Genomic DNA, 19,881 nt, shown 5'->3' with positions numbered 1-19,881 from the left:
GGTCTTATGCGTCATTACGAATTGATGGTCATCCTTGACCCCAGCCTGGACGAGCGCACTGTCGCTCCTTCACTGGATACGTTCCTCAATGTTGTGCGCCAGCACGGCGGCACGATCGACAAGGTCGATGTCTGGGGTAAGCGTCGTCTCGCCTACGAGATCCTGAAGCATGCTGAAGGTATCTACGCGGTGATCGACATCAACGCCACTCCCGCCACCGTCGCTGAGCTCGATCGTCAGCTCGGTCTGAACGAGTCGGTTCTGCGCACGAAGGTTCTGCGCCACAACAAGTAATTACTGTCGGTAGCGAGCTCTACTCTCGCGCCCAACGGTCTTACATCAATGCAGGAGGAACCACATGGCTGGCGACACCATCATCACCGTCATCGGAAACCTGACGGCTGATCCTGAACTTCGTTTCACCCCGGCGGGTGCCGCGGTTGCAAACTTCACGGTTGCTTCCACGCCCCGCACCTTCGACCGTAATTCCAATGAATGGAAAGACGGCGATGCGCTGTTCATGCGTTGCAACATCTGGCGCGAAGCAGCCGAGAACGTCGCGGAGAGCTTGACCCGTGGTTCACGAGTAATCGTGAGCGGCCGGCTCAAGCAGCGTTCGTACGAAACTCGCGAGGGCGAAAAGCGAACTGTCGTCGAGCTCGAAGTCGATGAAATCGGTCCTTCACTGAAGTACGCCACGGCAAAGGTCAACAAGGCCAACCGTGGTGGCGGCGGTGGAGGCGGCAACTTCGGCGGTTCCTCCGGCGGATCGGGTGGCGGACGTCCGAGCGCTGCACCTTCGGGTGGAGACGATCCTTGGGGCAGTGCGCCTCAGGCTTCGGGCTCCTTCGGTGGTGCGGGCAGCGACGAACCGCCCTTCTGATCCGTACCTGATCAGGAACATCCAGAAAAGAGCAAAGACATGCCGAAGCCGCCCTTGCGCGACAAGGTTATGAAGAAGAAGGTCTGCACCTTCTGCAAAGAGAAGAACACGCAGATCAACTACAAGGACACGACGTTGCTTCGTAAGTACGTCAGCGATCGCGGAAAGATCCGTGCTCGCCGTGTCACCGGCAATTGCGTCCAGCACCAGCGCGACGTTGCCATTGCCGTCAAGAACTCACGTGAGGTAGCACTGCTGCCTTACGCCACCGTGGCTCGCTAAGGAAAGGGAGGAAAGAACATGAAGCTCATCCTCACCGCTGACGTGGACAACCTCGGTGCGCCTGGCGACACCGTGGAGGTCAAGGACGGCTACGGCCGTAACTACCTGCTCCCCCGCGGACTGGCAATCGTCGCCACCCGTGGCGCCGAGAAGCAGGTCGAGGGCATCCGTCGTGCACAGGAAGCGCGCGCTGTGCGCGGCCTGGATCACGCCAAGGAGCTCAAGGCAGCTATCGAGGGCCTCGAGTCCGTAACGCTGACGGTCAAGACCGCCGGTGGCTCGGGCAAGCTCTTCGGTTCGGTTACCGTCGCTGACGTCGCTGCTGCGATCAAGGCTGCCGGTGGACCGGTTGTCGACAAGCGCTCCATCGTGTTGCCGAAGGCTCACATCAAGAACACGGGCAAGCACGCCGTGGTCGTGAACCTGCACCCCGATGTGGTTGCCAAGTTCAACCTGAACGTCGTCGGCGCATAGTCGACTGTTCGTCTCGTCGGGCCCCGCACACTTCGGTGTGTGGGGCCCGACGTTTTGTTTCGGGGTGAGGTGTGCCGCCTGACAGCGTCCCGAATCGGACCTGGGGATAACTCTCACACTGTGATGTTCGACTTGGTGATCAGTGACGAATCGGGCGAGGCAACACGCCCGACACGCCGACGCGCCGACTGTGGAAAAACTATTTTCATCAACAGGCCTGTGAAATTGTGGATAGCCATCTACCTGGTCTTTTGTGGTTGCTAGGCAAAGTAGTCCCCAAATGCTCCACAGGCGGTGCACACCGTGGGGCGGGAGTTTCCACAAAGCATCCACAGGTTTATCCACAGTCCGGTTTGTATGCGGACCTACTAGTCCCTAACGTCATCTCGGCGTCTATCTACAGCCCGGCCGAATGCGGCTAGGGGATGTCGGTGGGGGCAGGTACAAATGATGAGGGCGCTGCGGTTTCTGGCAGTGTCGTCGAGTGTTTTACGGGAAGGTCTCGCTTGTGGCTGTTGTAGATGATCGAGGACCTTCCGACTTCTCGGGGCCGGACTACCCGGGCCCTCCCGAGGCCGAGCCCGACCAGGAGTTCGGACGCCAGCCACCTCAGGACATGACTGCCGAGCAGTCGGTGCTCGGCGGCATGCTGCTGAGCAAGGACGCCATCGCTGACGTCCTCGAGGTACTGCGTCCGGGTGACTTCTACCGGCCCGCCCACCAGTCCGTCTACGACGTGATCCTGGACCTCTACAGCCGTGGCGAGCCCGCCGACCCGGTGACGGTCTCCGCCGAGCTCGACCGTCGAGGTGAGCTCCGCCGTATCGGTGGTGCTGCCTACCTGGTGACGCTGACCCAGACAGTGCCCACAGCCGCCAACGCCGCCTTCTATGCCGAGATCGTGGCCGAGAAGTCCGTGCTGCGTCGTCTGGTCGACGCCGGTACTCGCATCGTCCAGTACGGCTACGCCGGCACCGAGGGCCAGGACGTGGCCGAGGTTGTCGACCGCGCGCAGGCCGAGATCTTCGAGGTCACCGAGCGTCGAACCACCGAGGACTTCGTACCCCTCACCGAGCTCCTCCAGCCCACGATGGACGAGATCGACTCCATCGCCAGCCGAGGCGGAATTTCCCTCGGTGTGCCCACCGGATTCAAGGATCTCGACGAGATCACCAACGGCCTTCACGCTGGTCAGATGATTATCGTCGCGGCTAGACCTGGTGTGGGCAAATCGACCCTTGGAATGGATTTTTTGCGTTCCTGCTCCATCACGCACGGCATGGCCAGCGTCATGTTCTCGTTGGAAATGAGCAAAACCGAGATCGTCATGCGTCTGCTGTCCGCAGAGGCAAAGATCAAGCTCGGCGACATGCGCTCCGGAAAGATGACCGACGACGACTGGACCAAGCTCGCGCGTCGCATGAGTGAGATCAGTGAGGCGCCGCTATTCATCGACGACTCCCCCAACCTCACCATGATGGAAATTCGCGCAAAAGCGCGGCGGCTCAAGCAGAAACACGACATTCGCCTGATCGTCATCGACTACCTCCAGCTGATGAGCTCGGGTAAAAAGGTCGAGTCCCGTCAGCAGGAAGTCTCCGAATTCTCCCGTAGCCTAAAGCTTTTGGCGAAGGAGCTCGAAGTTCCGGTTGTCGCGATCTGTCAGCTCAACCGCGGTCCCGAGCAGCGAACCGACAAGCGTCCGCAGGTCGCCGACCTTCGTGAGTCCGGATCGCTCGAGCAGGACGCCGACATGGTGATTCTGCTGTACCGCCCCGACGCGACCGAGCGAGACGATCCCCGTGGCGGTGAAGCCGACCTGATTCTGGGTAAGCACCGTAACGGCCCGACCGCGACAATCACTGTGGCGCACCAGCTTCACCTCTCGAAGTTCGTCGATATGGCGCGGGGATAGCTGCTGCCGCCATCGCCTGAAGGTGGGACGGATTTCAGATCTTGTGAGATCCTGCTACAGGCACCAATTCGATTCCACTAGTGCAAAATTCGGTTTGTCTACAGGTGGGGTAGTGCTGCAGTGAGGAAGACGGCGCCGAAGGCGATTCCGGCAATGCCGGTGAGGATCCCGACCACGCCGGCGGTGTTGTCGCCCAGATCGCGTCCGGGGGTGTCGGGTCCGCGCGCTGCCAGTGCGGTTCCGATGGCGGCGGCACCGAGGAGGATGCCGAGGCCGAACATCCAGAACGTCAGGATCGAGAGGGCGCCGAGCATCAACGCCATGTCGCTGTATTCATCGCTGTTGATCGGGCGGTGGTGATCCCACCAATCGGGCGAGGTGTGCGGGCGGGATTCGGTGTTGCCTGTGTTGTCGGATTGTTCGTGCGGGGGGAAGGTTGATGCAGTCATGACGGCTAAAGGGTTGTAGTGCTGATTCTTTCGTGTGGTGGATGGGCCGATCGGCCATACGGGTGCAGAGGGGATCGAACGGCGGTGGGGATCGAAAGGGCGGTGGGGTGAGTCCCGAGCACGCATCGCGTGTTTTCGAAACTCACCCCACCGTGGAACGCTTGTCCGGGCCAGCAGGATCAGGCTTCGACCTGGACCTGTGTTGTCGCTTCGATGGTTTCGGTATGTGAGGGCGGTCCGGAGGAGACCTCGATCCGCCGCGGTTTCGCCTTCACCGCGATCGGCAAGGTCACCGTCAATACGCCGTTGTCGTATGAGGCGACGATCTGTTCGGCGTCGATGTCGTCGCTGATCGACAGTTGCCGTCTGTATGTTCCAGCGAAACGCTCACTCGCCAGCCAACTCACACCCTCTTCGGAGAGGGCCGTGCGATGCGCGGTCAACGTCAGAGTCGAGCCGTCGATGTGAACGTCCACCGAGCCTGGATCGACGCCGGGAAGATCGGCGTGCAGGACGTACTGGTCCTCGACCTTGTAGAGGTCCATCGGCATGAACCGTGGACTGCGTCCGTTGCCGGTTCCCGCGGCGAGGACGGACTTGGTGATCGCATCGATGTCGGTGAAAGGATCGAAACGAAGCACAGCAACACACCTCCCATGTCGTGAAACGAAAGGTCACCGCCACTGTCGCGGTCGACCGAACTCACTGTGCGAGAACATGATAACCACACGAATTAGCACTCTGCAACTGAGAGTGCCAGACTTTTTTTAAGGAGTGTCTCGGTCGCGAACAAGGCGGCATCGGAGCAGGAACAACGGCGGTTGCCAACCCCATATGGTTGGGGCGAAACGGGAATTGTCGGTGGCCAGATGCTGTCAGCTGCCGGTCGAGTTCGTGCGGGCTTAAGACTGCCGCTGCGCCCAGCAAGTTCGATGTTCGCGTACAACGGCGATTGCTTCAAACCCGTATTCTTGCAATGTGTTTCGATTCCAAAACTGCCGCGTCTCGTAGATTTCGAGCAGACAGGCGCGTTCTTCCACGGTGAGTTTGCGCTGACAGCCCTAAACTGCAGAAACGGCGGCGGGGGCTGACTTTGAAGCGTGGTCAGCCACCGCCCCGTTTTACCCGGAACCTGTCTTGATGAACGCGTATCGCCGATTTCGTGAGTGCTTCGCAGTTGTGTTCGGAGCGGTCTGGCTCTGCTCGGTTCTTCGGGACACGAAGCAATGCAGAGGCTGTTTTCTCTCGCCCTCCTCAGGCGGATACGAAAGGTCAGTTAATTCCGACGACTTCCTGGGCGATCGCCGCAAGTCTTGCCTGTGCAGCGGATACGACGCCATGTCGGTTCTTGTGCGCTTCCTCGTACGCAACGATGTCTCGCACCTGTGCGGCGTCGGCCAGTTCCTTCACCGCGGAGACGGCCTGGGTGACGTTGAGTTCGTCGAAGTCTTCGATGGGAAGTTCAGCGGGGTCGAGTAACCCACTCGACTTCCGTACCGAACGGAAGACATCCGCGGCACCGTCAGCACCTTCTCGGCGAGTGACTTTCTCAGCCGTGGCGATGGCCGCATCCCTACTGGCCGACAGTGTTTTCACAGTCACGTCACCGGCATATGCGCCCCAGCTGATCAGCTCACCCAATACCGGCGGCGACGTGCGAACAGCGTCGATGGCACGGTCGAGACTGCGGGTGGACCAGGAGACCGGAACGTTGACCAGTCGAATGGCTGCTCCGGTGGCCGCTTGGAAGGGAGTGCGACGCAAAGCTGCCGGCCCCCCGAGTGCCTCCTCGGCAAGGACGGTAGTCAGCCAGTCCACAGTCGCGGAGTGTGCAGTGATGAGGCGGTCGGCCAACGCCGCGACGGTCTGATCGCCGCCGGCAGTGGCCAGGGCCTTGAGGTAGCGGGAGCGGTCGAGGAGTTGATGTTCGAGCGCAAGGTCTCCCAGTACAGCTTCGTCGAAGGGCTGGGCCTGTTCGACCATCGCTTTCACTCCTGCTGTCGCTCGTCCGAGGAACGGACCGACCGATTCCGGAACGCCACCCAGATCGCGAATCGTGGACTCGATGGAACTCGCCCTTTCTCGACCGTTCTCTGCGTTTTCCGTGAGTTCGCGTCGAACCGCTTCGGTTCTGGCCTGAGCGACGCGTGTTTCGGCGACCTGGATCTCGGCATGTGTCAGACCGAGGAGGATGCGCAGCTGGTTGATCAAGGCGGACGTGGTTTCGGAGTTGCTCATATCGGGGTCGTCCCTTCGTCGGTGCGTGCTTTACGTGATGTTCAGCTTGTGCTCGACGAGTGCTCCGCGGACCGCGGAGCCACCGCCGCTACGCGGGCTACCCCGGCCTACCGCGTAGTAACCACAACGAACAAGTGGGGTCGGCGCACCGAGATCGTCGGCGCCAGGACGAGTGAGATCCCGGCCACCCCGAGGTTTCGATTTCTATTCGGCGGGAAGGAGGCATGTGCAGTGCATCCATCCAGAAGCCCACGAGAAACTGCGTCACCCGAGGAGTATCGATATGCCGGACCAGTACGCAATGCAGGACCCGACCACGCGGTTCCCCGCTCCTGTGCGTGAGCGGCAGGCGGAGATCGCACACCCCGGTCTCACCGCAGACATGATTTCTCCTCCCGACCACGGTGAAAACACCTATCGAGGAAGCGGTCGACTCGAAGGAAGGCGTGCGATCGTCACCGGAGCCGATTCGGGCATCGGACGTGCGGTCGCGATTGCATTTGCCAGAGAAGGCGCTGACGTCGTCCTGAATTATCTCGTCGAGGAAGAACAGGACGCTCGAGAAACCGCTCGCTGGGTCGAGGAGGCAGGCCGCAAAGCCATCTCGGTGCCGGGAGATCTCCGAAGCGAGGAACACTGTTCTGCTTTGGTCGAAACCGCGGTACGTGAACTCGGCGGACTCGACATCTTGGTGAACAACGCCGCGTTTCAGATGGTGCAGATGGGCGGCATCGCCGACATAACCACCGAACAATTCGACCGTGTGATGAAAACCAACCTCTACGCACTCTTCTGGCTCTCCAAAGCAGCGATCGCGCAGATGAAGCCCGGATCGACGATCGTGAATACCTCGTCCATCCAAGGTGCGTCCCCGTCGCCCGAGCTGCTCGATTACGCCACGACAAAGGCGGGCATCATCGACTTCACCAAGGGGCTGGCCGCCGATGTCGCACGGAAGGGAATCAGGGTCAATGCCGTTGCACCTGGACCGATTTGGACGCCACTGATTCCGGCGACGATGCCCAAGGAGAAGTTCGAGACGTTCGGGGACGACGTTCCGCTCGGGCGGGCAGGTCAGCCGGCCGAGCTTGCTCCCGCCTATGTATTTCTCGCCTCTGGCGAATCCAGTTACACCACTGGGGAAGTCATCGGCGTGACCGGTGGAAAACCGCTCACCTGAATGTGCGACTAGACAAGGCGTACGACGACGGCGCAACGGTCAACCGTTGTCGAGACCCGCTGCGACCATCGCTGCGGCGGCCTCTCGTTCGGAGAATGAGCCCTTCTCCAGGCCCCGGATGACGCCGGAGCGACCAGCGGGGGAACGGTTTTGGTTCAAATTCGCTTTTCCCTAGACACGGGTCACGTGCAGTTTCGATCCCAACAATCCCTCGCAGCTGCGCATCGGTAAGCCTCCTTGGCTACTCGATGTTGGAAATTGCGCCTACTCAGCCCCGAGTTCCCGATCGACGAACAAGGCTCCTACCCCGCGCGGAGACCTCCCGTTCAGGGTGGCAACGATCGATGTCCAGCTGATCCAAGCATTCCGTCGGCCGGCGAGGACTTCCGAGGCGCCCGTATGCGTGCTGGTCTGCCGACCGAACAAGCGGAGCCCTTCCTCAAAGGTTCGCGACGGTCACTCCGCTACGTTGGGCCGATCGCGGCCGTGCTGCAACGAAAGCCCCGAATCTGCCGGAGAGGCAGCGTGCAGTCCAGTTTCGCGCATGCCGATATCCGCGATCACCCTCGACGCTCAGTTCGCAATGGATCAGCGAGGGGGCAACTTCAGCGTCGAGCACCGAGAGCTTCCCGGCTTGTCACGGACACGGCCCGCCTTCAAGCAGTCGGGCCAGCCGTGGACCCACCGCCGTTCTGCGTCTGGACGGGCGATGACAGGGACGAAGGCTTCCAAACGAACCTCCCACGCCTGCAGCACTTCAGCTCGAAATGGTCTCACGCTGCGCGAGGCGTATCCAGTCGAATGAAGGGGTTCCGGCGCACACTGCCGGAGGTAGCGCTGGCGCGCAACTCCCACCGCCACCGGGAATTTCGGTCGGGATACCCGGGGCTCACTCGCCACAGAAGTCATCGTCTACCGCCAGTTCAAACTGTGCTCAAGAATGCCGAGCCCCGATGCCACCGCATTGCCTTCGAGTGATGGCATGTGACGGCCTTGTTTCCCGGTTTGATCGCCTGCCCGACGGGTAGCACTCGAACGAGGCCGGTACTTCAGTGCCGGAAGACAACGTGGAAAGGACCCACCGTGGCTCGTCAAGACTCACAACCTCAACTCAAGGATCAAGACCTCTATGAAGAACTACGAAAGAAGGGGGATTCGAAGCAGAAGGCGGCGCGGATTTCCAACGCGGCTGCCAATCGTGGACGGTCAAGTGTGGGTAAATCCGGCGGCAAGTCCTCACCGTACGAAGAATGGACGGTCGAAGAATTGAAAAGGCGAGCCAAAGAACTCGACCTGCACGGGTACTCGAAATTGAAGAAGAGCGAACTGATCGACACCCTCCGACATCATTGATCTCACCATTTGGCATGAATCGCGCGGGCCGATCTGGCTCCTCGTTAGCTCCAGCGAACGCTCGCCCCATAATCCTGAAGCGGGTGGCACTCTCTCAGCGGGCGCGGGCAGGGATTCGTCCGTTGAACAGGAAGTCGTCAACGGTTGTGTTGGCCTTCTTGGCGTGCATACGGAGTCGGCCGTAAGGAGCGCTTTTCGACGTCGACCTTGGCGTGGTCGGCTTCGGGCAGTCCTGGCCGGATTCGCCCCGCAGTAAGTCGATCGAGATGATCGTCGGCTTTCCGCTACGCGTTGGCTTCGCCGACGCCGTCGCGGAGGTCCTCGATCCGTTTTGGAATCGACCCCGTAAGCGGCGTTCGGTGTGGCGACTTTCTGATCGATGTGCCAATGTCTCGTCGAGCTTCTCCGCGAGACGTGCTGCGAGAGAACGGAGACAGCGGTCGCCGCCGTCCGGTCACGATGCTCATGTAGCACTGTCCGCTGTACGAACATGTGCAGCACACGAGGTAGGGCGGACAGTTCAGAAGCGATGAGCATCGCGAATCAGCCACCACCATTCGAAAGAACCGTCGACGGTGAGAGTCGCCATCTGGGTCGTAAATTACTATAGGAGCGGAATGCTTTGTATCGGAATTATCGTGGCGGGGGCGGCAATTCGACACTTTGCCCACGAGGGACATGAATAATCCGTTCCGACATCCCCTGTTGTTCCATTTCGTCGAGAAATGCACTCAAAGGCGATGCGAACACTCCGTAGTCGTCGAAGTGCACAGGAATCGCGTAGTCAGGGGAAATCAAGTTCACCGCTTTCACTCCCTCGATCCCATCCATGGTCACCGTCAAACCCCACGGTATTTTGTCGCCGAAAGGCAGCCTCGTCCCACCCAGATGGAAAACGCCACTGTGGATGCGCGGATACCGCCGTGGAATCTCCGCCAAATCCTCGACCGCGAGCGTGTCCCCGGAGACGTACACGCAGAGTTTCGGCGGCTCTGTGCCGGAACCGAATTCGAGGATGCTGCCCATCACCGGCGGTAAAATCCGCGCCGTGGTTGCCCACGACGGCCCGTGCCGGCCAGGCACGGCGGTGACGCGAACCCAGTCGCCGTCCGCCGTGACCGTGCGTGACTCCCAAATCGCCAACCCGGCTGCTTTCTCGAAACCACGACGTCGTAACTTTTTCGCAGCGTGTTCAGTGGTGATGACGGGTAACGCGTGGTCCAAACCCGCCTGCGCACGTCGATCCCAGTGATCGCCGTGCAGGTGCGAGAGAACCACTGCGTCCAGGCGGGGAAGTTGGTCGACGGTCGATGCAGGCGCGCGCAGTCTTTTCGAGGTGAGCCCATGCCCCAGATATGCGTACTCGCCGCGGTGCAGAAAATTAGGGTCGGTCAGTATGGTCACCTTCCCGTACCTGATCAGGAAAGTCGCATTGCCGATAAAGGTGAAAATCCCTTTCTCCATAGGGCTCTGATACCCAGCCTTCACTCCATCAACCGCAGTACGTTTCGAACTCAGGACTCGAACGCCACAAGCCGGTTCAGCATATTGCGCGCCACCGCATGCCAGAGTAATAGGGGGTGGATTTCGAGGCCGGAGAGGCTAGGAAGACTTTTAGTTGACTGGCAGCCTGTGTCATATCCTGCGCGCGAAGCTTGATGTTCCACTTGGCGAGTGGATGTCCGGCGTGGACAGTCTCAGCAACCGATCAGCCGGGCTCTTGCCGAAGTGGAGAGCCTCGGACAGGTCCTGCTGCCACCAAGATCCCCTCGCATGCTCCACGCGGCTTCGACGACGTCGGTGACTGCAATCGGTGTCACTGTTCCAGTCACCACCCCCGTGGCGAGATTCCGAATAGTTTATACAGCAGTCGATGTCGCGATCGCGGCGAAGCGAGAAGTGGACGCGTCAGGATTTTCGAGCACTGGCGGGCGCGGGCATGCAGGGCATGATCGAGGGCGCGAAGGCTGGCGCCGAACGGCGTGTTAGAACACGACACGTGGGGCGCCAGCCACGGTCGAAAGTAACTGGCGGAGAGAGAAAGTGGGTCTTCGGCCGCCGGCATAACTGAAAGGAATCACCGTCTTGATGTACTTCGGCACGAATGGGCGAAGTCACGTTCGGACAGGCAGCGTGCTTCCTTTCTGATTGGTGCATTGTCGCGTTGACCGCTTTCATGCTGTTTCGGCGCTTTCCCGAGATTCACATTCAGACTGAGGAGTTGAAATGTGACAAGGAAGCAGCAACGGACGGGGTGATGGTCATGGCTCGACGTGTGCGGGCGCCATCGGTGCCCACACAGGCGATCGCCAGTGCGGACAACATCGACGAGCACTCCTCGTCTGTCCGCGGGATACCGGGTCCGCAGGCGGCTTCCACGGCAACGCAGAATCAAACCGGCATTGGGTGGAGCCATGTTTGATCCGGTCCCTGTCCGGGAAGGTGAGATTTCTAGTATTCGCGGGCTCAGGGCAGGGACCGCACCGAAAACGCAAGCAGCGGAGGGATTGCCATGACACACCTCACTTCCGACCTGCTCTCGACCGGCATACCGACGCTGGGGGTGGAGGAGGAGTTCTTACTCTGCGAGCCCCGAACGGGACGGCCCAGTTTGCGCAGTAGCGAGGTCGGATCCATTGGCCGCGGACTCGGAGTCTCCCTTCAACGTGAACTTTCCCGTTGCCAAGTGGAAACGTCGACGTCTATAGGGGCCCACATCCGCGATCTTCGTGCTCAACTGTGCGAATCACGCGCCGCCGCCGCTACCGCTGCTGCCGAGGGGGGCTGTCAGCTGCTGGCCGTCGGGACAGCGTTTTACGACCCTCCGCCTGACGCGATTACACCGACGTCGCGGTACCGGCGTATGGCGGGGCAGTACGGCGCGCTCACCACAAGTGTGATTTGCGGTTGCCATATCCATGTGGGGGTCGAGGACCGCGAACGCGCCGTTCAGGTCGTCAATCATCTACGTCCCTGGTTGCCCACAGTCTTGGCATTGACCGCGAATTCGCCGATGAGCGCCGGAGTTGATACCGGTTACGCAAGCTGGCGGCATATCGTTTTCGGCAGATGGCCGAGCGCGGGTCCGCCTCCACGGTTCGAGTCCGCCCGACACTACGAGGACGTTGTGGAAACGATGTTGGAGACGGGGCTCATCCTTGATCCTCATATGGTTTATTGGGACGCACGCCTTTCGGATCATCTTCCTACGGTAGAGATTCGGATCAGCGACGTGCCGGCGACGGTAGAGGAGACGATCACTCTGGCCACGCTGGTACACGCCTTAGTCATCATGGCAACCAAGGCAGTGGTCAGCGGTGAAACGGTCCCGGCTGTTGACCAGGATTTACTCCGCGCAGCATGCTGGCGGGCCGCTCGTGATGGTCTCGATGGCAAGGCACTCGATTTGAAATCCATCCGTCTAGTGACCGCTCGCCAAGCTGTCCGTCGGCTGATGCACCATGTTGCGCCTACACTGACCGCTCTCGGCGAGCTCGACCGTGTCGCGGCCGCGGTGAACAGAGTTCTTGCCCGCGGAAATGGCGCGATCGTCCAACGTCGAGAACTGGCACGGCGGGGAAGCGTCTACGACGTGATCGACCTGTGTGCCCGGCGCACAGTGGAGGGATGCACGCAGCCAAGGGACGTCAGTTTGTTGTCTCACCCCGGTGCAGCTGTCTATCCGTAAACCTCTAGGGCAGTGGTCGGTTGGTTCGACTGGCACTTGGCTGCGGACGACCTCCTGGGCCTCGGAATTTGGTCGATAATATGACGGCTATCGACACTTTGAAGTTATCGTTGCGCCAGGAGGGCTTGGGGCCAGGTCAGTCGCTGTAAGTTTTGGGTCAGGCGGAAAGATGGCACACTCCCAGCACCCGTACAATAGCGTCTGACCTGGCGCGATGCTAAGATTCGCCTGAATTGGGGCTGCGCTGTCTTCCTCAGGTGGGGACCGAATGGAAGTTTGGACGTCCTCATGCCTGACAACGATGCCTTCGAGGTGCCGCAGAGATTGGGACGCGGTTATGTCGAAGCGAGTCAGCAGTATTGAGTAAATTTCACCGTGCCGTCGCCGTCCTCGCCTCGTACCTCGCACAATTCGACTACAGCGATAGAGGAACCGCCGACTCTCACACTGCCGCTTCGGCACTCACGCCTGAGGACCGTCACCGCCGTCGAGGCGACTACGCGGACAGTATTGCTGGGTGACCGCGACAGAAGTCAGTGATGAAGACGTCGCGGCGCTCAACCAGATGCGGGCAACGCTACGGCTTCCTGCCCTCATCGTGACCGCCGACGGCCCTCGTAACGGCAAAGACTCGTCGTCGAGAATAAGGAACCCTATCGGCGAACGGAGGTTACTTTCGAACCCAGTACCGAGGGTGTGCGTCGGTTACGAAGGCCCCTGCATCGCACCGCGCAAGCGCCAACTTCTGCACGAGCACCACCGCACGCGCTTTACAAATGCGCCTCCCACCGGCAACGACGGACCGCCTTACTGGCAAACCGCCGAGCCTCGAAACCCACTGCAGACATCCCGATTACCTACGAAACTACTGGGCTGCCACGCCCCGATACCGCAGGCAATCAACGCCGTTGGGATACGGTTCGCATCCTTCCCCAGTTACTGGCTGCACCGACGTCGTGTCCCGCTCGCACCCGCTGCAGGAACGGAAAATTTCCAGAGCGACAACGTCGACGTCCCGGCACCCCGATGCCTCGCCGTCATCCCATCGTGCTGGTCGAAGGAGATGATTTGGTGGCGCGGAAAACCACGAGTTCCTCAGTAGCCTGACCAGCCACGATCAAACCCCGTTGCTCGAGAACCGCTCGCCGCGAACGCATGACGGGACCGAAAGGAACCAAACTCCTGGCCACCACAGTCACCGTCAAACCGCATTCTTCCAACATTGCCTCCGTCTTCTGCACACCACACAGCGCTGACTGCAGCAACAGTAACGTCCCACCCGGAGCCAACACTTCAGCGCAAGACAGCGCGATCCTGTCAAGTAATGCCCGCCCGTCTTTCCCGGCGTCCCACGCACGCTCGATACCGGTCGTAGGCAACTCATCGCCCCACGCCGGAACATACGGCGGGTTGGAAACGACGACATCGAACAACTCGCCCTGCACCGCCGCCGTCAGATCACCTCGCCGAACATCGATACGCTTTCCGGCAACGACCGCATTGAGTCGCGCATTCAGACACGCCCGGCGAGCAATGTCCACGGCGACAACGTGCCCGGCCCCCGCCTTGGCCGCGGCGACCGACAACGCGCCTGTACCGGCGCACAAATCCAACACCCGAGTGCGCGGTGTCAGACTATGCGCCAAGAGGGCATCGTTGAGCAAGGATGTGTCCTGTTGAGGTGGATATACACCGGGTAAACGCACGATCATCATCGACTCCTCGGTTCTGGCACCATGCACACGCCCATTCCCCGAACAGCACGTACGCAAACCGATCGTCAATTACCTCGCGCTCGAATCGGTCTCGTACCCTGCCGGAAGGCTGTGGCGGGGCAACCGTTCGATTCGACGGTATCCGGCGCACCCCCGCCCGGCGGCCTCGACGCAACGATCATCGACCCGGCGCACGGAATATTGCGCTTGAGGTCGGCCTCTCGCGGCCGTCGCATCCGCCCAACGCGTGCTGTGCGCACCGCGACGAATGAAGTCGGAAGACGTTGCCGGGACACTGAGGACGCGGGTCGTACGAACCCAACCGCTGGATGCGTACCGAGACCACGGGTCGCATCGCCCCGCCGACCCCGCATCTCGCTACTCCTGGCTACGCCGAGGACGTCCCAAATCCTCTCATACGATGTGTTCGACAATGGGGCAACTATCGTCACCGGCAGACCGAAGGACAGGTCCGACCCCCGAAGCGGTTAGGTAGCCGTCAGGCCTTTCCTCTGGCCTTTTTCGGGGCGATAGGGCCCCGGTCGGCGTACATTGCCTCGATCCGAGACTTGATCTCCGTAGTACTCATGGAACCGCTGCGCACAGTCGGTCGCGAGTTTGATGAAGTCGAGGCGGTCATGTGAAATTCCTTGCTGATAGAGAATTCGATCTTCGGAGCGGCTCGGTCGAACCGTCAAATCACGAGAGCAGCGATTCCGATACAGATCACGACAAGCGTCGCGACTCCCACACTCACGGCGACGGATCCGGTCAATATCAACGCCGGAACAGATGCCGGCAATGCCGAGCCGACTGCGATCACCGACGTCGACCGCATTGGTGTCACCCGAGGTTCGTGCGGGGGTAGTTCGAATGCGGGGCGGTTCATGGGTTTTGGCGTCCTTCCTGAGTGGGCCGCGCGGTACGTGGCGCGCCCTTGGCTGCGATGCGAACCTGAAGGGTTCTGCACAAGCCCTGTGATCTCAAGGCGGGGTTCTATGTGTCCGACCGGCACAGTAAGTGTGAAGCAGATCACTTCGTGCCGTATTTCGTTGTACACCTCACGCGGTGTTCATGCCACTCGGACAAGCGTCCACCATCGTTTGTTCATCCGCTCCGCATTGCAACGCCCCACGAAGGGATCGAGATTAGGCCGATGAGGCGGCCAAACCGAACACGGACTCCAATGCCTTGTGCCGTCCTTCTTCCGATGACACGCGGCTTCGAAGCCGCACGGGCAATGAGGGCACGGCTAGGACCGTCCGCCGGACCGTGCCTCGATTCCTGCTCTTTTGTCGTGATACCTATCCGTCCGGCGGTGCCCCTTTTTCTTTCGACGTCCAAGTGGCTACCCCCGAGACGGGGTCTAGTCAGGGGTCGAGCGTCTCGGCGGCATGCGCGCAACCGGGTTCAGCCCCTGGACCTGCCGTCTGGATGATTCTGATCAGCGTCGTAGGTTCACGTCGATGGGAACAAATACTGACTGGCGATGAGTGGGCGGGGCTGAGCGGCCGAGTGCCGACACCGCGACGTCTGAGCAACCGTCTGGCTGGCTTTCACGATCGTCTCCCCCACCCCCGAGCATCTCGTCGAGGAACTCACGCACCACGGCCGACGCCTCCGCCACATGTACACCGGCGAACATAAGGAGCTTGTGGTGGTCACCGTGGACGGCAGCAGCAAGCGCGCAGACCGGACACCAAATGCAGGCGCTGGGCGTGGGTAGTTCGTCAGGAGTCGATGACCTACCCGCGCGCTCCGGTCCTTCGGTGAACGTGGCAACAATCGGCTCGATCCGTGTGAGAGCAGTATTTGCCAGCTTCATCAGCTCTTGCAGGAACGTGGCGGGATCGTCCCAGTTGACGCGATGGTGCCCCTGTCCCCTATGTTCTTTCAACGCGGCTCCTCCGTTGGAGTGGTCTGGTAAGTCCGGGGTGTCGCTACAACCGTCGGCAATGACGCGAGCCGGAGATGACGTCATACGGCGATCCCGCCCAATACCTAGCAGCACGTGACAAGCCGCGAAGCCGTGTACCCGAGACTTTTCCATCCTGGTGACACTTGTTTTTCCGACGACATCCGGGGCATCGACGGTGAAACGCGCGCCTCGACAACGATCTATTCGGCTGCGACTTGGCAGCCGGGACGCTGCCGTGCATCGTCCACACGCCCCTCGCGCGAGCCCAGCCTCCACTGAAGCCCCGGCCGCACCGTCAACGTGCGAAAACTCAAGACGGAAGGTCAAACCGGTGGCGCTTGCGGCGGCTTCTTGGCATCACGGCCGCTGAGTTTGTCACGAACCTTGTCCAGCGCAGCAGCAGCCATCCCCATAGTGTTGAGCACAGCAGGATCCGAAGGGGTCCCCGGATGCGGTCGGGTCGGGGCCATCGGCTTCGCCCGCGCCATCTTCTCCCCCAACGCCTCGAGATCCGCCGCGGTCATCGCCTCCCGCAGCCGCGGCCACACCTGCTCCTGCTCGAACTCGATGTGCTCGCGTGCAGCCTCGACAAAGCGGGCCAGAGCCTCCTCGAACACTGCATCGCCCGCCTCACCGTCCTCGAGCATCTGCAGGATACGTTTGGCCGCGTCCTCCTGCGCAACACCGTGGTCAGCGAGCTCGTCGCCGCCCTCCACTGTCCGGCGCACTGCCGGCCAGAAGAACTGCTCCTCCACTGCCTCGTGCTGAGATTCGGCGATCACCAGCGTGGTCACCATGTCGTTGCGGGCACCGAGCCCCACGCCCTCCCCGGCGCGCGGAACCTCATCGAGTGCCTCGAGCAGGCCGAGCACACTTTCGTGATCAGCGCGAAGGAACGCCAACGCATCCATCTACCTCACCTCCCGAAACTGCCCGCCACACAGAATTTCGATCAAACATGACACTGCACACGAGGACATGGCGATCACACGGTCCCAGCATGCTGTTCGTGCGTGAACGGCTTACTACCCGACACTGCCGGCGCCCCGTCAGGATTGAGCTCACCACCCCGATTCACCGACTCTTCTCCCCCCAGCCACTGCTCGGTCGGCTTCTCGACATACCGCCACTGCATTCCCTCCGGCCACGGCCCCTGCCCCTCGTTCCACGGGCCACGCGTCGACTGACCGTCAGACATGTTGAACGCAACATTCTGAAACCGATCGTCACCAGGAAGTTTGCCGGGCGGAAAGTTCACCGGTAGCTCGTTGAGCGCCGCGGTGAACTGCTGATAGTGCGCAACCTCCCGGGTCATCAGAAACGTCAACGTGTCCTGCACCCCCGGATCATCGGTGAACTGCTTGAGATATTCGTAGACGATCTTCGCCCGGGACTCCGCCGCCAAATTGCTCCGAATATCCACCGACGGTTCACCGTTGGCGTTGACAAACGTCCCCGACCACGGCACACCCGCCGAATTGACGACATCCGGGCCACCACCACTCAACGTGAAAAACAGCGGCGAGACCGCCGCCTGATGAATCACCTGCTCACGTCCGTCGGAGGTCGCGATCGCCGGCATCCAGTCACACCGTTCGTTGGCTTCCTTCAGGTCGTCGTTGAGCCCGTCGAGAAGCATCGTGATCATCGACCCCACGATCTCGAGATGAGAAAACTCCTCCGTCGCGATATCCATGAACAGGTCGTACATCTTCGGGTTCTTGCGACGCAGCGTAAAGGCTTGCGTGAAGTACTGCATCGCCGCCTTCAGTTCACCGTTCTCGCCTCCGAACTGCTCCTGCAGCAATGTAGCGAAACGAGGATCCGGGCCACTGACACGCACATCGAACTGCAAATCCTTGTTGTGAACAAACATCTTTCACTCCCAACGCGAGTAGATACACGACTCCGAGCGGCTACCCACACACATGAGGGACAAACCCGCCAGCACACCAACCGACACTCCCTCCGTCACATTTGATCACCGCCCACCGAAGGAGAACCCTTCACATCGGATCCCGCGTGGCGTCGATCAGCCATCGCCAAACAGGGGCACCAACACCGTGCACCGCAGATCCCGCCACCCGACCGACAACGAACCTCGAACAACCCTGCAGGACATCTCAGCGCAACCTGCGCAGCTTCCAGGTTGTTCCAAGTCGTTGGTAGACAAGTATTTCCGGGTCACGTCGTAGGTTTGTTCGGAGGCGACGGCACGGTTCGATTGCGGGACTACGGCCGCACACGGAGGGTGCTGTGCCGCGCGTGTTGTCGGGGTTGCTACCGCGTCGAACCTCATGATCGATCTGATGTATGCACCATCGGGGTAGATACTGGAAAGACACGTCGCCGACGCAGTCACCGCTGCCAGTGGTGCCTCGGCTTGGGTGTGAGTCGAGACGGGGCCGTCATCGGAATGACGAACTTCGCTGCGCACCAATGGAGAATCGCTTCCGGGCACCGGTCGCGTTATCTCCGCGCCCATCTTGATTCGAGGTCTGACCGCGATAGCCCACAGTGCCGGAGCATCGCGGGCGTGCGAAGTCCGGGCACTGAAGGAATGCCTTGGCGCCCAATCAGTTCGGTTCTGAAAAGGACGAGGTGCGAGCTTTTCGGCGCAACCTATCGCCCAACCGAGGTAGGAAGAAACTGATTTTTTTCCGAGCCGCGATTCGCAACAATGCCGCCCCCTCTGGAGTTAGTGAGATGTCAGGGGGATCGGCGCGGATCGTCCGTTCGAATCTATTCAGTTCTGACGCTATGTGATTCGCTCTGTCGCTGTGTCGGCATCGCCGTCGGGGTAGTCAGTTTGTGCTGCCTCGGTGCGGTACGTCGCTCGTGTTTTCGCCCAGATGGCGTACGGTTGCTGCCTTACCTACCGCAGACGTGGGAAAGTGCATCTGAGCGGCCTCATCCGGTGCGGATGACTACTGTGACCTGACCCGGCGACATCTGCGATGCGGACATTGCGTGCCTGCGGTGGGTGCACGGACCGATCATGTTCGTAAGTGACGACGTCACCGTCTTGCAGGGAATGGTAGATACCGCTTCCGGCAATCTCGGTGAAGTGCACGAAGACGCTCGGGCCACCTTCGTCGGGCAGAATGAACCCGAATCCGTGTTCGAAGTTGAACCACTCGACGAGACCACGCTTCACTTCTCTGGCACGTAAATCGCCCGTACAGGACCCTTCTGTGCCAGAGATTCTCGTATCGACGGTCATCTCGGTTCCTCTCCCGGGCCGCGTCGCTGACGACCGCGGCCCATACCAAGCGCGGCGGTAGCGAGTCCTAGAACGCAGACGAGTGCTCCTACAACCACATTCGACCAGATCAGGGAAGTGCTCGTAGCGACGCCCGCCACAAGCCACGGAGAGACAATCAGCCAGATCCCGAGTAGTGGGGCAACGAATGTCGTGCCGTGGGTGCGGCCGTACGCGGATCCGAACGCCACTGCCAGCAATCCGATCGCAGCACCACATATCAAGTTCGTGGCGGTCAGATTGGTTTGTGCGGTGAAGCCGATGATCCATGCGGACGCCGCTGCGTAGAGTCCAGTGAGCAACATCAGCCCCTCCACCATCTGAGTGGTTGGTTGTTGGGCCGCTCGGTCGTAGCGCTCCCGCATTGCCATGATGTCGGGGTGAGTGTGCATTGGAGCGTGGATTGATGATGACATGGGAATTCAACTCCTCGACGGATCGGAAGGCGCTGCCCCTTGCGATCCGTATGTGCGTTTCTGGGGCACAGGCACTTTCGGAACCGATGAGTGCCCTGAGCCATCAGA

19 protein-coding genes are annotated in these 19,881 nt (G+C 60.7%); 8 read left to right on the top strand and 11 right to left on the bottom strand.

All coding sequences use genetic code 11. The features are described from left to right. Positions 1-6 precede the first annotated feature (6 nt). From rpsF to dnaB, 5 genes are all read left to right on the top strand, one after another. Positions 7-294 (top strand): 30S ribosomal protein S6, encoded by a 288-nt coding sequence (gene rpsF, locus B0E55_RS25970; RefSeq protein ID WP_003941237.1) that lies wholly within the window; start codon positions 7-9, stop codon positions 292-294. A 64-nt stretch (positions 295-358) separates the two neighbouring features. Beyond that, on the top strand, positions 359-883 hold the full coding sequence (locus B0E55_RS25965; RefSeq protein ID WP_003941248.1) for a single-stranded DNA-binding protein: 525 nt from the start codon (positions 359-361) through the stop codon (positions 881-883). Positions 884-922: 39 nt separating this feature from the next. After that, on the top strand, positions 923-1,165 hold the full coding sequence (rpsR, locus tag B0E55_RS25960; protein ID WP_003941245.1) for a 30S ribosomal protein S18: 243 nt from the start codon (positions 923-925) through the stop codon (positions 1,163-1,165). An 18-nt stretch (positions 1,166-1,183) separates the two neighbouring features. Continuing rightward, entirely contained in the window at positions 1,184-1,639 is a 456-nt protein-coding gene (gene rplI, locus B0E55_RS25955; protein ID WP_007735531.1) for a 50S ribosomal protein L9, read from the top strand. Positions 1,640-2,147: 508 nt separating this feature from the next. Continuing rightward, positions 2,148-3,554: a replicative DNA helicase gene (dnaB, locus tag B0E55_RS25950; protein ID WP_019746049.1), complete on the top strand. Its 1,407-nt coding sequence runs from the start codon at positions 2,148-2,150 to the stop codon at positions 3,552-3,554. A 98-nt stretch (positions 3,555-3,652) separates the two neighbouring features. Here the strand turns inward: dnaB and B0E55_RS25945 are convergent, their stop codons facing one another. The 3 genes from B0E55_RS25945 to B0E55_RS25935 all read right to left on the bottom strand — a co-directional run bounded on the left by B0E55_RS25945 (position 3,653) and on the right by B0E55_RS25935 (position 6,241). After that, complete coding sequence (locus B0E55_RS25945; protein WP_080910771.1) at positions 3,653-4,003, bottom strand: hypothetical protein; 351 nt, start codon at positions 4,001-4,003, stop codon at positions 3,653-3,655. A 179-nt stretch (positions 4,004-4,182) separates the two neighbouring features. Next, a complete protein-coding gene (locus B0E55_RS25940) occupies positions 4,183-4,644 on the bottom strand; it encodes an Hsp20/alpha crystallin family protein (protein ID WP_080910770.1) in 462 nt (153 codons plus the stop codon). A gap of 631 nt (positions 4,645-5,275) precedes the next feature. After that, on the bottom strand, positions 5,276-6,241 hold the full coding sequence (locus B0E55_RS25935) for a hypothetical protein (RefSeq protein WP_080910769.1): 966 nt from the start codon (positions 6,239-6,241) through the stop codon (positions 5,276-5,278). 283 nt (positions 6,242-6,524) lie between these two features. Here B0E55_RS25935 and B0E55_RS25930 point away from each other — a divergent pair, with 283 nt between their 5' ends. Beyond that, complete coding sequence (locus B0E55_RS25930) at positions 6,525-7,421, top strand: SDR family oxidoreductase (protein WP_080910768.1); 897 nt, start codon at positions 6,525-6,527, stop codon at positions 7,419-7,421. 1,083 nt (positions 7,422-8,504) lie between these two features. After that, a complete protein-coding gene (locus B0E55_RS25925; protein ID WP_080910791.1) occupies positions 8,505-8,774 on the top strand; it encodes a DUF7218 family protein in 270 nt (89 codons plus the stop codon). A gap of 633 nt (positions 8,775-9,407) precedes the next feature. Here the strand turns inward: B0E55_RS25925 and B0E55_RS25920 are convergent. Next, positions 9,408-10,238: an MBL fold metallo-hydrolase gene (locus tag B0E55_RS25920; RefSeq protein ID WP_080910790.1), complete on the bottom strand. Its 831-nt coding sequence runs from the start codon at positions 10,236-10,238 to the stop codon at positions 9,408-9,410. Positions 10,239-11,286: 1,048 nt separating this feature from the next. Between B0E55_RS25920 and B0E55_RS25910 the strand changes: the two genes are divergently transcribed. Next, on the top strand, positions 11,287-12,462 hold the full coding sequence (locus tag B0E55_RS25910) for a glutamate--cysteine ligase 2 (RefSeq protein WP_080910766.1): 1,176 nt from the start codon (positions 11,287-11,289) through the stop codon (positions 12,460-12,462). A 1,037-nt stretch (positions 12,463-13,499) separates the two neighbouring features. On the opposite strand, the gene B0E55_RS25905 is transcribed toward B0E55_RS25910, so the two are convergent. The 7 genes from B0E55_RS25905 to B0E55_RS25875 form a co-directional block, all read right to left on the bottom strand. Next, a complete protein-coding gene (locus tag B0E55_RS25905) occupies positions 13,500-14,174 on the bottom strand; it encodes a HemK2/MTQ2 family protein methyltransferase (RefSeq protein WP_192713186.1) in 675 nt (224 codons plus the stop codon). A 697-nt stretch (positions 14,175-14,871) separates the two neighbouring features. After that, on the bottom strand, positions 14,872-15,066 hold the full coding sequence (locus tag B0E55_RS31560) for a hypothetical protein (protein ID WP_133053448.1): 195 nt from the start codon (positions 15,064-15,066) through the stop codon (positions 14,872-14,874). Between the two features lie 555 nt (positions 15,067-15,621). After that, complete coding sequence (locus B0E55_RS25900; protein ID WP_080910765.1) at positions 15,622-16,158, bottom strand: hypothetical protein; 537 nt, start codon at positions 16,156-16,158, stop codon at positions 15,622-15,624. A gap of 260 nt (positions 16,159-16,418) precedes the next feature. Further along, a complete protein-coding gene (locus B0E55_RS25895) occupies positions 16,419-17,006 on the bottom strand; it encodes a hemerythrin domain-containing protein (protein WP_080910764.1) in 588 nt (195 codons plus the stop codon). A gap of 74 nt (positions 17,007-17,080) precedes the next feature. Next, positions 17,081-17,971 carry a manganese catalase family protein gene (locus tag B0E55_RS25890; RefSeq protein ID WP_080910763.1) on the bottom strand — a complete coding sequence of 297 codons (891 nt, stop codon included), beginning with the start codon at positions 17,969-17,971 and terminating at the stop codon, positions 17,081-17,083. A gap of 999 nt (positions 17,972-18,970) precedes the next feature. Continuing rightward, positions 18,971-19,318 (bottom strand): cold shock domain-containing protein, encoded by a 348-nt coding sequence (locus B0E55_RS32680; protein WP_133053447.1) that lies wholly within the window; start codon positions 19,316-19,318, stop codon positions 18,971-18,973. Continuing rightward, positions 19,315-19,773, bottom strand: coding sequence for an SPW repeat protein (locus B0E55_RS25875; RefSeq protein WP_198538454.1), 459 nt, complete (start codon positions 19,771-19,773; stop codon positions 19,315-19,317). The genes B0E55_RS32680 and B0E55_RS25875 overlap by 4 nt, the downstream gene beginning before the upstream one ends. Between the last annotated feature and the right edge of the window lie 108 nt (positions 19,774-19,881).

Origin of the sequence: Rhodococcus sp. 66b, assembly GCF_002076325.1 — a bacterium.
GTDB lineage: Bacteria > Actinomycetota > Actinomycetes > Mycobacteriales > Mycobacteriaceae > Rhodococcus_F > Rhodococcus_F erythropolis.
This window is presented reverse-complemented; position numbering and strand designations above follow the sequence as displayed.

What these genes read in the sequence shown, in the direction of transcription:
- rpsF (WP_003941237.1), top strand. Translation starts at nt 7, where the DNA reads ATGCGTCATTACGAATTGATGGTCATCCTTGACCCCAGCCTGGACGAG.
- B0E55_RS25965 (WP_003941248.1), top strand. Translation starts at nt 359, where the DNA reads ATGGCTGGCGACACCATCATCACCGTCATCGGAAACCTGACGGCTGAT.
- rpsR (WP_003941245.1), top strand. Translation starts at nt 923, where the DNA reads ATGCCGAAGCCGCCCTTGCGCGACAAGGTTATGAAGAAGAAGGTCTGC.
- rplI (WP_007735531.1), top strand. Translation starts at nt 1,184, where the DNA reads ATGAAGCTCATCCTCACCGCTGACGTGGACAACCTCGGTGCGCCTGGC.
- B0E55_RS25945 (WP_080910771.1), bottom strand. Translation starts at nt 4,003, where the DNA reads ATGACTGCATCAACCTTCCCCCCGCACGAACAATCCGACAACACAGGC.
- B0E55_RS25935 (WP_080910769.1), bottom strand. Translation starts at nt 6,241, where the DNA reads ATGAGCAACTCCGAAACCACGTCCGCCTTGATCAACCAGCTGCGCATC.
- B0E55_RS25930 (WP_080910768.1), top strand. Translation starts at nt 6,525, where the DNA reads ATGCCGGACCAGTACGCAATGCAGGACCCGACCACGCGGTTCCCCGCT.
- B0E55_RS25920 (WP_080910790.1), bottom strand. Translation starts at nt 10,238, where the DNA reads ATGGAGAAAGGGATTTTCACCTTTATCGGCAATGCGACTTTCCTGATC.
- B0E55_RS25910 (WP_080910766.1), top strand. Translation starts at nt 11,287, where the DNA reads ATGACACACCTCACTTCCGACCTGCTCTCGACCGGCATACCGACGCTG.
- B0E55_RS25905 (WP_192713186.1), bottom strand. Translation starts at nt 14,174, where the DNA reads ATGATCGTGCGTTTACCCGGTGTATATCCACCTCAACAGGACACATCC.
- B0E55_RS31560 (WP_133053448.1), bottom strand. Translation starts at nt 15,066, where the DNA reads ATGAACCGCCCCGCATTCGAACTACCCCCGCACGAACCTCGGGTGACA.
- B0E55_RS25900 (WP_080910765.1), bottom strand. Translation starts at nt 16,158, where the DNA reads ATGACGTCATCTCCGGCTCGCGTCATTGCCGACGGTTGTAGCGACACC.
- B0E55_RS25895 (WP_080910764.1), bottom strand. Translation starts at nt 17,006, where the DNA reads ATGGATGCGTTGGCGTTCCTTCGCGCTGATCACGAAAGTGTGCTCGGC.
- B0E55_RS25890 (WP_080910763.1), bottom strand. Translation starts at nt 17,971, where the DNA reads ATGTTTGTTCACAACAAGGATTTGCAGTTCGATGTGCGTGTCAGTGGC.
- B0E55_RS32680 (WP_133053447.1), bottom strand. Translation starts at nt 19,318, where the DNA reads ATGACCGTCGATACGAGAATCTCTGGCACAGAAGGGTCCTGTACGGGC.
- B0E55_RS25875 (WP_198538454.1), bottom strand. Translation starts at nt 19,773, where the DNA reads ATGTCATCATCAATCCACGCTCCAATGCACACTCACCCCGACATCATG.